The organism is Mycobacterium sp. GA-1841, from assembly GCF_001954135.1.
Classification (GTDB): domain Bacteria; phylum Actinomycetota; class Actinomycetes; order Mycobacteriales; family Mycobacteriaceae; genus Mycobacterium.
In genome coordinates this window covers 1-13,340 of the sequence record NZ_MBEQ01000027.1, presented here as the reverse complement: position 1 = coordinate 13,340, position 13,340 = coordinate 1, and the positions used below count along the sequence as shown (strand labels likewise).

General features: G+C 68.3%; 15 protein-coding genes. 7 read left to right on the top strand and 8 right to left on the bottom strand.

Annotated features, from left to right (window positions below; genetic code table 11):
* Nucleotides 1-3: 3 nt before the first annotated feature.
* Nucleotides 4-1,461, bottom strand: coding sequence for an aldehyde dehydrogenase (locus tag A5740_RS08145; protein WP_076193009.1), 1,458 nt, complete (start codon nucleotides 1,459-1,461; stop codon nucleotides 4-6).
* Between the two features lie 144 nt (nucleotides 1,462-1,605).
* Between A5740_RS08145 and A5740_RS08140 the strand changes: the two genes are divergently transcribed.
* The 3 genes from A5740_RS08140 to A5740_RS08130 are packed head-to-tail and all read left to right on the top strand — an operon-like array spanning nucleotide 1,606 to nucleotide 3,815.
* Nucleotides 1,606-2,013 carry a molybdopterin-binding protein gene (locus tag A5740_RS08140; protein ID WP_076193007.1) on the top strand — a complete coding sequence of 136 codons (408 nt, stop codon included), beginning with the start codon at nucleotides 1,606-1,608 and terminating at the stop codon, nucleotides 2,011-2,013.
* An 11-nt stretch (nucleotides 2,014-2,024) separates the two neighbouring features.
* On the top strand, nucleotides 2,025-2,780 hold the full coding sequence (gene modA / locus A5740_RS08135) for a molybdate ABC transporter substrate-binding protein (protein ID WP_076193045.1): 756 nt from the start codon (nucleotides 2,025-2,027) through the stop codon (nucleotides 2,778-2,780).
* 33 nt (nucleotides 2,781-2,813) lie between these two features.
* Nucleotides 2,814-3,815 (top strand): GNAT family N-acetyltransferase, encoded by a 1,002-nt coding sequence (locus tag A5740_RS08130; protein WP_076193006.1) that lies wholly within the window; start codon nucleotides 2,814-2,816, stop codon nucleotides 3,813-3,815.
* A gap of 15 nt (nucleotides 3,816-3,830) precedes the next feature.
* On the opposite strand, the gene A5740_RS08125 is transcribed toward A5740_RS08130, so the two are convergent.
* Nucleotides 3,831-4,550, bottom strand: a complete 720-nt coding sequence (locus A5740_RS08125; protein WP_076193005.1) for an LpqN/LpqT family lipoprotein — start codon at nucleotides 4,548-4,550, stop codon at nucleotides 3,831-3,833.
* A gap of 199 nt (nucleotides 4,551-4,749) precedes the next feature.
* On the opposite strand from A5740_RS08125, the gene A5740_RS08120 reads away from it, so the two are divergent.
* Together A5740_RS08120 and A5740_RS08115 are read left to right on the top strand one after the other, a co-directional pair.
* Nucleotides 4,750-5,409, top strand: coding sequence for a DUF5642 family protein (locus A5740_RS08120; RefSeq protein WP_076193003.1), 660 nt, complete (start codon nucleotides 4,750-4,752; stop codon nucleotides 5,407-5,409).
* Nucleotides 5,410-5,455: 46 nt separating this feature from the next.
* Nucleotides 5,456-6,130, top strand: coding sequence for a DUF5642 family protein (locus A5740_RS08115; protein WP_076193001.1), 675 nt, complete (start codon nucleotides 5,456-5,458; stop codon nucleotides 6,128-6,130).
* A gap of 3 nt (nucleotides 6,131-6,133) precedes the next feature.
* Here the strand turns inward: A5740_RS08115 and A5740_RS08110 are convergent, their stop codons facing one another.
* Together A5740_RS08110 and soxR are read right to left on the bottom strand one after the other, a co-directional pair.
* The gene (locus tag A5740_RS08110; protein ID WP_076192999.1) at nucleotides 6,134-6,730 is read right to left on the bottom strand and encodes an alpha-ketoglutarate-dependent dioxygenase AlkB; all 597 of its coding nucleotides are present in this window, start codon (nucleotides 6,728-6,730) and stop codon (nucleotides 6,134-6,136) included.
* A 34-nt stretch (nucleotides 6,731-6,764) separates the two neighbouring features.
* The gene (soxR, locus tag A5740_RS08105) at nucleotides 6,765-7,196 is read right to left on the bottom strand and encodes a redox-sensitive transcriptional activator SoxR (RefSeq protein WP_076192997.1); all 432 of its coding nucleotides are present in this window, start codon (nucleotides 7,194-7,196) and stop codon (nucleotides 6,765-6,767) included.
* Nucleotides 7,197-7,229: 33 nt separating this feature from the next.
* On the opposite strand from soxR, the gene arcA reads away from it, so the two are divergent.
* Nucleotides 7,230-8,438, top strand: a complete 1,209-nt coding sequence (arcA, locus tag A5740_RS08100) for an arginine deiminase (protein ID WP_076192995.1) — start codon at nucleotides 7,230-7,232, stop codon at nucleotides 8,436-8,438.
* A 22-nt stretch (nucleotides 8,439-8,460) separates the two neighbouring features.
* On the opposite strand, the gene A5740_RS08095 is transcribed toward arcA, so the two are convergent.
* Complete coding sequence (locus A5740_RS08095; protein WP_076192993.1) at nucleotides 8,461-10,011, bottom strand: dolichyl-phosphate-mannose--protein mannosyltransferase; 1,551 nt, start codon at nucleotides 10,009-10,011, stop codon at nucleotides 8,461-8,463.
* A 24-nt stretch (nucleotides 10,012-10,035) separates the two neighbouring features.
* Between A5740_RS08095 and rsmI the strand changes: the two genes are divergently transcribed.
* Nucleotides 10,036-10,878, top strand: a complete 843-nt coding sequence (gene rsmI, locus A5740_RS08090; RefSeq protein ID WP_076192991.1) for a 16S rRNA (cytidine(1402)-2'-O)-methyltransferase — start codon at nucleotides 10,036-10,038, stop codon at nucleotides 10,876-10,878.
* Here the strand turns inward: rsmI and A5740_RS08085 are convergent.
* From A5740_RS08085 to A5740_RS08075, 3 genes are all read right to left on the bottom strand, one after another.
* Entirely contained in the window at nucleotides 10,868-11,239 is a 372-nt protein-coding gene (locus tag A5740_RS08085) for a DUF1330 domain-containing protein (protein ID WP_076192989.1), read from the bottom strand. The two genes, rsmI and A5740_RS08085, sit on opposite strands and share 11 nt — an antisense overlap.
* The gene (locus A5740_RS08080; RefSeq protein ID WP_076192987.1) at nucleotides 11,236-12,462 is read right to left on the bottom strand and encodes an aminodeoxychorismate synthase component I; all 1,227 of its coding nucleotides are present in this window, start codon (nucleotides 12,460-12,462) and stop codon (nucleotides 11,236-11,238) included. Before A5740_RS08080 ends, A5740_RS08085 begins: the two co-directional genes overlap by 4 nt.
* A 91-nt stretch (nucleotides 12,463-12,553) precedes the next feature.
* On the bottom strand, nucleotides 12,554-13,340 hold a 787-nt coding region (locus A5740_RS08075), incomplete at its 5' end, for a sigma-70 family RNA polymerase sigma factor (protein ID WP_076192985.1).

The window sequence follows — 13,340 nt, the reverse complement described above, 5'->3', positions numbered from 1 at the left end:
GTCCTACAGCTGTGCCCAGATCGATTTGGTCTTGAGATAGCCGTCAATGCCCTCGTAACCGAACTCCTTACCGATGCCCGACTGCTTGTAGCCGCCGAACGGCACGTTGTGGTCGAAGGTCAACTGGCAGTTCAGCCCCACCATGCCGGCCTGCAGACGCTTGCCGAGGCGGTGCGCGCGGGCCAGGTTGGTGGTCCAGACGGTGGCGGCCAGACCGTAACTGGTGTCGTTGGCCATCGCGATGGCCTCATCGTCGTCGTCGAACGGCAGGATCGTGACGACCGGGCCGAAGATCTCCTCCTTGTACAGGCGGCTGGTGGCCGGGTCGACGTTGGTGACCACGGTGGGCTTGACGAAGTAGCCCTTGCGGTCCAATCGGTAACCGCCGGAAACGATTTCGGCACCGTCGCGCTTGCCCTGGTCGATGTAGCCCAGCACGCGGTCGAGCTGCTTCTGGCTGACCAGCGGGCTGATCATCGCGCCCTCGTCCTTGGGGCCGCCCAGCACCAAATTGTCGCCGATCATCGCGATGCCGGCCACCACGCGTTCATAAACGCTGCGCTGCACAAAGATTCGTGACCCGCATACACAGCCCTGACCGGAATGCACGAAGATGCCCATCGAGGCCATCATGATCGCCATGTCGAGGTCGGCATCGTCGTAGATCAGCACCGGCGACTTGCCGCCCAGCTCCAGGGTCACCTTCTTCAGGTTGTCCGCCGAATCCCGCATGATCTGCTTGCCGACCTCGGTCGAGCCGGTGAAGGCCACCTTCTCCACGTCCGGGTGCGCGGTGATCGCGGCGCCTGCGGTGGCGCCGTAGCCGATGACGAAGTTTGCCACGCCGTCGGGCACGCCGGCCTCACCGATCAGCCGCTCCAGCAGCACCGCCGACAGCGGGGTCTCTTCGGCGGGCTTGACGACGCTGGAGCAGCCGGCGGCCAGGGCCGGGGCGATCTTGGCGCAGGCGTTGAACAGTGGGCCGTTCCACGGGTAGATCAGGCCGACCACGCCGTACGGCTCTTTGGTGGTGTAGGCGTGCAGGTCGGAGTAGTTGCTGTTGACGCCGCCCTCCATCTGCACCTGGTAGCTGCTGCCGTTGATCTTGGTGCACCAGCCCGCGTAGTAGCGGAAGAACTCCGCGCAGGTCGAGACGATCATCTCGGCTTGCATCGGGGGCATCCCGGCGTCCAACGACTCCAGTTCGGCGAATGCCTCGGCGTGCTCGTCGATCAGATCGCCCAGCTTCCACAGCACTTTGGCGCGCTGGCGGGCCGGGATGTCGGTCCACACCCCGGATTGGTAGGCGGCCTTCGCGGCGGCCACGGCCTCGTCGACCGCGTCGGTCCCGCAGTCGCGGAACTCGGTGATCTGCTCCTCGGTCGCGGGGTCGATGACCGGGATGGTCTCGCCGGTACCGGGCCGGTTGCGGAGCTCTTCCAAAACGGTCTGCAGTGCCATATGGTTCCCTTCGTCGTGAGAATGCTGAGCACCTGCTTAGCAGTCGGGAAGCCGGGCGGTCAAGACCGTAGATGCGGTCCAAAAGTGCCGAATTTTCTGTGTTTGCGGTTGTAGGCCGAGGTATTGGGTCGATACGCTGTCGCCGTGCCAGACATCCGGGTCCGCGAGGCGGCCGAACTGCTGGGCGTCAGTGACGACACCGTGCGGCGCTGGATCGACGACGGGTCGCTGCCGGCCCACCTCGACGGCTCCGGGCGCAAGGTGATCGAGGGCGCCGCGCTGGCCGCCTTCGCCCGCGCCAACGCCGCTGCGGCGCCCAAGGATCCGCTGGGCATCGGCAGCTCGGCGCGCAACCGCTTCGTCGGCCTGGTCACCAACGTCCTCGCCGACACGGTGATGGCCCAGGTCGAAATGCAATGTGGCCCGTTCACGGTGGTGTCCCTGATGAGCAGTCAGGCGGTGCGCGAACTCGGCCTCGAACCCGGCAGCGTTGCCGTCGCGGTGGTCAAGGCCACGACCGTGATCGTGGAAACCCCGAAAGGACAATCGTGAACCGGACCCGGATGCTTGCAATCGCGTTCAGCGCGGTGAGCGCCACCGCCCTGATCGGTGGCTGCGGCTCGACCGAGGATGGGTCGTCCTCAGAGGGCGGTATCACGGTGTTCGCGGCGGCGTCGCTGAAATCTGCCTTCACCGAAATCGCCCAACAGTTCGAGACCGACAACCCCGGCACCTCGGTCCAGTTCTCGTTCGCCGGATCCTCGGACCTCGTCACCCAGCTGACCCAGGGCGCCGACGCCGACGTGTTTGCCTCCGCCGACACCCGGAACATGGACAAGGCGGCGGCCGCGGGCCTGCTCGAGGGCGCACCGGTCAACTTCGCCACCAACACCCTGACCATCGTGGTGGCGCCGGGAAACCCCAAGGGCATCAAGACTTTTGCCGACCTCGGCCGCCCGGGCCTGAACGTGGTGGTGTGCGCCCCGCCGGTACCCTGCGGCGGCGCGACCGACAAGGCCGAGAAGGCCACCGGGGTCATGCTGTCGCCGGTCAGCGAGGAAAACTCGGTCACCGACGTGCTGGGCAAGGTGACCAGCGGGCAGGCCGACGCCGGCCTGGTCTACGTCACCGACGCCGCCGACGCGGGGGACAAGGTCACCGCCGTGGCGTTCCCCGAGGCGGCCCAGGCCGTCAACACCTATCCCATCGCGGTGCTCAAGCAGTCCGAGCAGTCCGAGCAGGCGCGGCGCTTCGTCGAGGCGGTGACGGGCGAGGCCGGTCAGAAGGTGCTCGGCCAGGCCGGCTTCGCCAAGCCCTGACCGAGCCTGCGGCTGCGCCGTAGCCTGGGAGACGTGGCCGATCTGACCGAGATCAGTGCCGACGATCTGGCGGCGCTGGAATTCTTCGCCGGATGCCGGCCCTCCGTGCTGGCGCCGCTGGCCGCGCTGCTGCGGCCGATGTCGGCTGCGGCGGGCCAGGTGCTGATCCGTCAGGGCGATCCGGCCCTGACCTTCATGTTGATCGCCTCCGGGCGCGCGCAGGTCGTCCATGACGGGCCCGACGGCCAAGCGGTCGTCGTCGATCTGGAACCCGGCCTGATCGTCGGTGAGATCGCCCTGCTGCGGGATGCCTCGCGGACGGCCACCGTGACGGCGGTCGAACCGGTGACGGGGTGGGTAGGCGATCGCGACGCCTTCGAAACCATCCTGCACCTGCCCGGGATGTTCGACCGGATGGTGCGCATCGCACGCCAGCGGTTGGCCGCGTTCATCACGCCCATTCCGGTGCAGGTGCGTGGCGGTGACTGGTTCTATCTACGGCCCGTGCTGCCCGGCGACGTGGAGCGGACGATGAACGGGCCGGTCGAGTTCTCCAGCGAGACCCTGTACCGGCGCTTCCAGTCGGTGCGCAAGCCGACCAAGGCGCTGCTGGAGTACCTGTTCGAGGTCGATTACGCCGATCACTTCGTCTGGGTGATGACCGAGGGCGCCCTGGGGCCCGTGGTCGCCGATGCCCGCGTGGTGCGGGAAGGACACGAGGCGACGACGGCCGAGGTGGCGTTCACCGTCGGTGACGATTACCAGGGTCGCGGAATCGGCACCTTCCTGATGGACGCGCTGGTGGTGTCTGCGGATTACCTTGGAATACAACGGTTTACCGCCCGGGTGCTGAGCGACAACTACGCCATGCGGCGAATCCTGAACCGGCTCGGGGCGGTGTGGCAGCGCGAGGATCTGGGGGTGGTGGTCACCGACGTCGCGGTGCCCCCGGTCGACGCGCTGAAGATGGATCCTGCGTTGGCCGCTCAGATCGAAGACGCGACGCGGCAGGTGATCCGGGCGGTGGGCCAGTGAGGCCACCGCGCGATGCTACGGGGTGATCACCGTGTGGTCGTCGATCGCGGAGGTGGCATCCATCAGCGCGCCCATCTGCTCCTCGGTGCCATCGGCGTTGAACTGCAACACGAACAACCCGTCGGAGCCGGGGATCACCACGGTCTTCTGTGCGATCAGCCGGGTGGCGCCGTCTTTCACGTACGTGCCGCCGATCTGGTACGCGTCGTATCCGCTGAGTTCGCCGGCTGACCCGTCGCCCTGGTTCTCATATCCGGGCAGGTTCCGGATCTCGTTCGGCGCGTACTCGAGGATCTTGGCCGGGTCCATGTCACCGGTCAGCTTCGACATCAACGTGATGATCGACGGCGGATCGGTCTCCCACGCCGGATCGGTGGATACGATTGCGCCCCACGCCCAATCAGGAGCCGACGAGCTGGCGTCCGCCCAACCCTCGGGGACCGGCAGCTCCAGTGTGGGTGTGCCGGGATCGCCTCGGTGCACCGGGGTTTCGACGATGCCGTTGTCGCGGATGTAGTCGACGATCGTGTACTGATGCCCCGTGGTCGGGGTGCCCCCTGTCTTGGTCTCTGTCTCTGTCTTGGTCTCGGTCGTGGTCGGCTCGACGCTGGTCTCGCTGCCGGCACCGGCTCCGGTCGGGTTGCCCTCGACGGTCTTCGCGCCGCAGCCGGCCAGCATGACCCCCAACGCGACGGCGGCGATGGGGATTCCGCCTGCCCTCAATGACGTGGTCATCGGTCTCCCGTCGATCGGACGCCACGGTGCGGCGTTACTGAAGGCACGATAAACGTTCCCCTGTGCCGCGGCTGGGTAAAGGCACAGTTCCCGGCGGTGTGCTGTTGCGCAGGCAAGTGTTCGGTGGTCCCAGGTGATCCCGGATGGTTCCAGGTGTTTCAGCTGCCCCGGCGCTCGTGAGCTGTGGTATCAAGGCGCCGTGCGGCTTTTCATCGTCGGGGCGGCTCTTTTGCTGGGCGCGGTGGCCTGCGGGTCGTCACCGACGCCCGGCCCGACGTCGACATCGTCGCCGGCGTCACGCGGCGACGCCGGCGCCCTGAACCCGGCCCGCATCGACCGGGTGCGATACGACCTGCCGCCCGGATATGAAGTGGTGGCTCTCGATCCACGTGCGAACCCCGTCTCGCTGTGGGGTTTTGGTCCGCACTGGACTGCCGATCCGGCCGAGTGCGCGGCACCGGCGGCTCCGGTCACCGAAGCCGCCCGTGGATGGTCGGCGTCGGGCCCCGGCGGCATCGTGTACGCCGCGGTGTCGAAGCGCAGCGACGTCCCGGGCGAGCCGGGCTCGGCACCGTGTGACCGATGGAGTGTGTCGGGCGGGCATTCGGTGGGAACCGTCACCGCCACGGCGGCCCCGGCGATCGAGGAGGCGACGACGGCGGGCATGTCCACGGCCGTCACCACCGTGGTCGAAGGGGGCACCGAGACCCGGTCGCATGCCGATACGTTCACCGCCGATCTGGCCGGCTATCACGTGTTCGTCACCGTCATCACCGATCCGGGTTCGCCGACCCCGGCGCTCGACTCCGCGTTCACGTCCGACCTGCTGGTGAAATCGGTTTCGGCGTTACGGGGCTGAGTCGTGTCGCCGGAGAAGTTGACCAGCCCAGGTATGTTAACCAGCGATGCCGAACCGCAAAGTCCCACTCGCCGCCGCGGGTGTCCTCGTCTGTGCCGTCGGACTGGTCGCCTGCGGGCAATCCGAGCAGTCGGAGTCCGCCAACGCGAACATCGCCAACGTCGCCAAGCTGCGCTCTGACTTCGGGCCGGAATTCAAGGTCGCCGATGTCGCCCCGACCGGGATCGACCCGAAAATGCTGGCGCCGCAGAAGATGCCGCCCGGGGTCAAGGTGGAGCCCGCCGACTGTGCGAAGTTCGCCGAGGGGCAGTCATTCCCCGAGGGAGTCAAGGGCAACATGGCCGCCACCTCGGCCGAGGGCGCGGGCAACCGGTTCATCGTGCTGGCTGTGGAGACCTCGGAGGCGATCCCGCTCAACGACCCGGGCGATGCCTGCAAGCAGGTCAAGTTCCTGGCGCCGGCCATGCGTGGCCAGGTGGACGTGGTCGAGGCTCCACAGATCGAGGGGGCCCGCACCGTGGGCACCCACCGCATCGTGCAGACCGTCGTCGGCGGCAAGCCCCGCACCGGCGAGCTCTACAACTACGTCGCCAGCTTCGACACGTTCATGGTGATCGTCACGGCCAATCCCTTGGTGGTGCCCGACAAACCGGTGGCGAAGGTGGACGACAAGCGGGCCCGCGAGTTGCTCAGCAACGCGGTGGCAGCCGTCCGGGGCTAGGCCTCAGCGCACGTCGTGCGGGCGGAACTGGATGCTGATCCGCGGCCCGACCAGGCTGGTGGTCTTCGGGATCGAGTGCTCCCAGGTGCGCTGGCACGATCCGCCCATTACCAGCAGGTCGCCGTGGCGGTGCTGCAGCCGCAGCGCATGACCGCCGCCGCGCGGCCGTAACGCGAAAGTCCTTGTCGCGCCGAGTCCGACGATCGCCACCATGGTGTCGTGGGTTCGGCTGCGGCCGATGGTGTCGCCGTGCCAGGCCACGCTGTCATTGCCGTCGCGGTACAGGCACAGACCTGCGGTGGTGAACTGTTCACCGAGTTCGCCGCCGAAGGTGTCGTTGAGCCTGCGCCGGATCTGCTTGAGCCTCGGGTGGGGCGCCGGTTCGTTGATCAGGTGGTGAAAGCTCACCAGCCGCGGCACGGCCACCACACGGTCATACATCTCCCGCTCCTCGGAGCGCCACGGGATCGTGTCCATCAGCTCCTCGAACAGCGAGTCGGCATCGGGCAACCAGCCTGAGCGCAGCTCAACCCAGGCGCCGTTGCCGAGTCGACGACGTTCTGCGTGCTCGAACAGCGAGCCTTGCAACGCCAGCTCCATGCGCGCGAGTGTATCGCACAAGCGTTCGATCGGGTCAGAGTCGGGAGGCTCCGGGGCCGTGTTCAGCCAGGACGTCGCCGGGGTTGGTCAGCTGACAGGTCTTCAGGCTCAGGCAGCCGCAGCCGATGCAGCCGGTCAGGTTGTCGCGCAACCGTTGCAGGTGCAGGATGCGCTCGTCGAGGTCGTGCCGCCAACCGGCTGACAGCTTGGCCCAGTCCCTGCTGGTCGGCACCCGGTCTGCGGGCAGGGAGGACAACGCCTCGCGGATGCGGGCCAGTGGGATGCCGAGGCGCTGTGACATCCGGATGAAGGCCACCCGCCGCAGCGTCTCGCGTGCGTAGCGACGTTGGTTGCCCGATGTCCGGCGGCTGGAGATCAGGCCCTCGCGCTCGTAGAAGTGCAGGGCCGACACCGCCACGCCGCTGCGTTGCGACATTTCGCCGGGGCTGAGCTCGTGCGTCTCCATACACCTCAACCATAGTTGAGTTAACGTCATGGGGTGGAGACTGCGGCGTTCGGTTCCAACTCCGAGGTCGGCACCCTGCGCGCCGTGATCCTGCACCGGCCGGGTCCGGAGTTGCAGCGGCTGACCCCACGCAACAACGATGCGTTGTTGTTCGACGGGCTGCCGTGGGTGGCCAAGGCTCAACGTGAACATGACGCCTTCGCCGACGTGCTGCGCTCACGCGGGGTCGAGGTGATGCTCTTGGCCGATCTGCTGACCGAGGCGCTGGCGCACAGCGGGGCCGCCCGGATGCACGGCATCTCTGCCGCTGTCGATGCGCGGCGCCTGGGAGTACCGCTGGCCCAAGAACTTTCGGCCTATTTGCGGACGTTGCCGCCGGTCGATCTGGCGCGCATCCTGATGGCCGGCATGACGTTCAACGAGGTGCCGTTCGAGGGGTCCGAGCTGTCACTGGTCCGCCTCATGCACCACGGCGGCGATTTCGTGATCGATCCGCTGCCCAATCTCCTGTTCACCCGGGACTCGTCGTTCTGGATCGGCCCCCGGGTGGCCATCACGTCGCTCGCGCTGCCGGCCCGGGTGCGCGAGACGTCGTTGACCGATCTGATCTATGCCCATCACCCGCGGTTCCTCGGCGTCCGGCGGGCCTACGAGTCGCGCTCGGCGCCGGTCGAGGGCGGTGACGTGTTGTTGCTGGCGCCCGGTGTGGTGGCCGTCGGCGTGGGGGAGCGGACCACCCCGGCCGGAGCGGAGGCCTTGGCGCGCAGCCTGTTCGACGATGACCTGGCCCATACTGTGCTCGCCGTGCCGATCCGGCAGGAGCGGGCCCAGATGCACCTGGACACGGTGTGCACGATGGTCGACGTGGACGCGGTGGTGATGTATCCGAACATCGTGGATTCGTTGTCGGCGTTCACCATCCACCGCACCGAGGCCGGCATCCAGATCGATGACGGCGCGCCGTTCGTGCAGGCCGCCGCCGCGGCGATGGGTATCGAACGGCTGCGGGTGATCGACACGGGACTGGACCCGGTGACCGCCGAGCGCGAGCAGTGGGACGACGGCAACAACACCCTGGCGTTGGCGCCCGGCGTGGTGGTCGCCTACGAGCGCAACGCCGAAACCAATGCGCGGCTGGCTGATTCGGGCATCGAAGTGCTGCCGATCGAGGCCTCGGAACTGGGCACGGGCCGGGGCGGGCCGCGCTGTATGTCGTGCCCGGCCGCGCGCGACCCGGTGTAACTTCTGTCGCGGTGCCGCCCAACTAACGCCAGGACGGCAACCAGATCTCCAGATTCCACGTCGCCTGCGAGATCGGCAGGCCGGTCAGGATCGGGTAGAGCCAGGCGAAGTTCGCGATCACCAGGGCGACGTAGAGACACACCGCCAGCAGGCCCAGGGTCCGGCGCTCCGGGTTCTGGTTGGGTTGGTGCAGGATGTCGCCGAGGATCAGCGCGATCGCCAGGATCAAGAACGGCGCCATCACGGTGGCGTAGAAGAAGTACATCTGCCGGTCGATGTCGAAGAACCAGGGCAGGAATCCGGCCGAATACCCGACGAGGACCACCGCGTAGCGCCAGTCGCGGCGCACCACCGCCCGCCACAGGGACCAGCCCAGCACCGGCACCGCGACGAACCACATCGCCGGGGTGCCCACCAGCATCACGGCTTTCACACACGACTGGGCGCCGCAGCCGGCCACGTCCTGGTTGTCGATCGCGTAGAGCACCGGGCGCAACGACATCGGCCAGGTCCACGGTTTCGATTCCCACGGGTGATGGTTGCCGTCGGCGTTGGTCAGCCCGGCGTGGAAACGGTATGCGGCGTAGGTGTAATGCCACAGCGAGCGCACGGCGTCGGGCAGCGGGATGATGCTGTTCTCGCCGATGGACTGGCCGACCTCGTGACGGTCGACGCCGGTCTCGGAGGCGAACCACGGTCCGTAGGACGCCAGATACACCGCCAACGGAATCAGGCCGAAAACGTAAGCCGCCGGGCCGACGTCACGGCGCAGCATGCCCTTCCACGGCTGGGGCACGTGGTACTGCTTGCGCGCGACGGCATCGAGCACCAGCGTCATGACGCCGAAGAACACCACGAAATACAAGCCGGACCACTTCGTCGCGCAGGCCAGGCCGAGCAGCACGCCGGCACCGAACCGCCACCACCGCACGCCCAGGCGCGGGCCCCACGTCGTCTCGGCGATCCGCCCGTCCATGAACGCGTCGTACATCCGGCGGCGGACGTCGTCGCGGTCGACCATCAGACAGGCGAATGCGGCCACCACGAACACCACCAGGAACACGTCCAGCAGTGCGGTGCGGGCCGAGACGAAACTGACCCCGTCGGCAATCAGCAGCAGCCCGGCGATCGCACCGACCAGGGTGGAGCGGCTGAGCCGGCGCGCGATCCGCACCACCAGCAGCACGATCACCACCCCGCACAGTGCCCCGGAGAACCGCCAGCCCAGCCCGTTGTATCCGAAGATCGCCTCGCCGATCGCGATGAGCTGTTTGCCCACCGGCGGATGCACCACGAGCCCGTAGCCCGGGTTGTCCTCGACCCCGTGGTTGTGCAGCATCTGCCAGGCCTGTGGGGCGTAATGCTTCTCGTCGAAGACGGGGGTGCCGGCATCGGTCGGTGAGCCGAGGTTCAAGAACCGGCTCACCGCGGCCAGCGCGGTGATGATCACCGTCATCACCCAGCCCTGCAACCGGTCGGTCGGGCCGAAATCCGGGGTGGGGATCAACGGCGCGGGGCTGATCAACGGGACCGAGCGACCAGCCGTCGGCGTTTCGGTGGCGGTGGCGGTCACGCAAGCGATCGTAGGCTGTCGGGCGTGACACCCGGCAAACTGTTGATCGGCGCCACGCCGTTGGGCCGCCCCGATGACGCATCGACGCGGCTGGTCGAGGCGCTGAAGACGAGTGACATCGTGGCGGCCGAGGACACCCGCCGGGTGCGGGCGCTGGCCCAGTCGCTGGGGGTGCAGCCGGGCGGACGGGTCCTGAGCTTCTTCGATCAGAACGAGGCGAGCCGGGTGCCCGGGCTGGTCGACGAGATCGCCGCGGGCGCGACGGTGCTCGTGGTCAGCGACGCCGGCATGCCGCTGATCAACGACCCCGGCTACCGGCTGGTGGCGGCCTGTATAGAAGCCGGGTCGCGGATTTCCTGCCTGCCGGGCCCGTCGGCGGTGACGACGGCGCTGGCGGTGTCCGGGCTGGCGTCGGACCGGTTCTGTTTCGAGGGCTTCGCCCCGCGCAAACACGCCGCCCGGTTGGCCTGGCTGCAGAGCCTCGCCGCCGAACCGCGCACCACGGTGTTCTTCGAATCCCCGCGCCGGTTGGCCGAGACGCTGCGCGATGCCGTCGAGGTGCTGGGCCCGGCCCGACGCGCGGTGGTGTGCCGCGAGCTGACCAAGACCCACGAGGAGATCCGCCGCGGCAGCCTGGCTGAACTGGCCGAGTGGGCCGCCGACGGCGTGCTGGGGGAGATCACCGTGGTGCTGGCCGGGGGTACCCCGACCGTCGAGCTGCCCGACCTGGTGGCCGAGGTCGAAGAGTTGGTGGCCGACGGAATCCGGGTGAAGGACGCCTGCGCTCAGGTGATCGCCGCCAACCCGGGTGCGCCGTCCCGGCGTGAGCTGTACGACGCCGTGCTGCGCGCGCGCTCTACGCGGTGACCGACCAGTTGGACGTCGCGATCAACTCGCCACGCTCCAGCGCGGCCGCGCGGTGCACGTGTACCGCTGCGTACTCCTCGCTGGTCACCATCTCCAGAAATGCCGCCGGCGTCGGATATTCGACGACGAGAATCACGTCCCACCAGGGCTTGGCGTCGTCGCCCAGGAGGACGGCGGGCGCGGACCCGCCGTAGCGGACCTTCGCGCCGGCCCGCTCCAACAGCGGAGCCACCCCCGCACCGTATTTCAGATAGCTGTCCAGCCCGTCGGGCTGCCTGAACTTCAGCAGGTTCACCATCAGGATCGGCGCATCCGACGGGAAGTCGTTGAGTGCGCTGGGGATGTCGGCAGGCGTGGTCATACCGGATTGATTACCACAGTGTCAGAGCGCACGAGGCTCGATGCCTTGTGCAGGCATTCCTCCCATTCCACGTCGACATCGGAATCGGCGGTGATGCCGCCGCCCACCCCCAGCACGGCAGACCCGTCGACGCCGAACTCCACGGTGCGGATCGCCACGTTGAGCTCACACCCCGCCACCGGTGAGGCCAAACCGACTGTTCCGCAATAGATCCCACGTCGAGCCGGTTCCCATTGCCGTAGCAGTTGCCGGGCCCGCAGCTTCGGGGTGCCCGTCACCGAGGCCGGCGGGAACGTGGCCTCCAGCAGGGCCGCCATCGGCAGGTGGGCCGGCACCTCGGCGGTGACGGTCGAGACCAGGTGCCAGACCCCCGGTGCCGGGCGCACCGCCAACAGTTCGGGCACCGTGACGCTGCCCGTCTCCGCCACCAGTCCGAGGTCGTTGCGCACCAGGTCGACGATCATGATGTTCTCGGCGACGTCTTTGGTCGAGGCCAGCAGGCCGGCCGGATCGGCCGAGCGGGGCAGCGTGCCCTTGATCGGGCTCGAGGCCACCGCGGTACCGGTGCGACGCAGGAACAACTCGGGCGACAGCGAGGCCACCGCGCCCCAATCCCCGGCCAGGTAGGCCGCACGTGAGGGAGCGGTGCGGGCCACCGCCTCGGTGAAGAAGTCGATCGGGTCTCCGTCGATGCGGCCGGTGAACCGCGTGCACACACAGGCCTGGTACACCTCGCCGGCGGCGATGGCCTCCAGACAGGCCAGCACGCCGCGGCGATGGTCATCGCGGTCGGGGGCGATCCAGGACACGGTGTAATGCGCGGGCTCCGGGGCAGACAACGTCACCCATGCGGGAAGGGCTGCATCGCTGAGGCTTTCGTGCCACCAGATTCCGTCGGCGTCCTGGCGCAGCACGCAATCCGACCAGCCGCCGGCCGCCTCGGGGATGCGGGGGCTCGACTCGTCACGCCCCGGGTCCGGATAGGACAGGTAACCGAACCAACCGCCCCCGACAACCCCGGCGGCACCACCGGCCGGTGTGTCGAACACGGTGTGGGCAGGCACAGGTGCGGCGGTGACCGACGGTGCGATCACCGCGCGCGAGCCGAACCAGTCGCCGATCAGTGCGGCCGGCGGCGCCACGCCCGCGGCGGCCGCCGCCCGGGCGACCCCTCGCAGCACCGCCGGCGCGTCACCCAGCGCGCCCAGCCGCTCGATCCGCATGCCACCAGCTTGCGGCCTCCCGCGAGCAGACGCAAAACTGCCCATTTCCACGCGAAAATGGGCAGTTTTGTGACTGCTCGGCGAGAGAAAGCTACCGGCTGATGGTCCGCGGGGCGTCAACGCCGGTCAGCTTGTCCGGATTGCGCATCGCATAGAAGTGGGTGATCCTGCCGTCGATGACCTCGACGGTGAACACGCCCTCCCGGCCCGCGTCGCTGTGGATCATCACCGCGGGTTCGCCGTTGCACACCGTCATCTCGAAGCGCAGGCCCGGAACCCGTTCGGCGGCCCGGAACAGTCCGACGAGCATGGCCGCCACCTTCTGGGCGCCGATCACCGGCCGCCGGGCTGCACTGGCCTTTCCGCCGCTGTCGGCGGTGTAGACCGCGTCCGGTGCCAGCAGTGCCAGCAGCCCGTCCATGTCGCCGGTGGCCGCGGCGGTCAGGAACTGCTCGGTGATCCGGGTCGACTCGGCGATGTCGACGGGTTCGAACCGCTTACGGCGGGCCTGCACATGCTCGCGGGCGCGGTGGGCCAGCTGGCGCACCGCCGCCGCGGATTTCCCGATCGCCGAAGCGATCTCGTCATGGCTGAAACCGAACACCTCGCGCAGCACGAACACGGCGCGCTCGTCGGGGGTCAGCGTCTCGAGCACCACCAGCATGGCCATCGAAACCGATTCGGCCAGCACCACATCCGCTGCGCCGTCCCGATCGTCGAGCAGCAGTGGCTCGGGCAGCCACGGGCCCACGTACTCCTCACGTCGCCGTGAAGAGGCCCGCAGCGCATTGAGCGCCTGGCGGGTGACCAGCTGGGCCAGATAGGCCTTGGTGTCGGTCACCTTCGCCAGGTCGACCTCGGCCCAGCGCAGGTAACTC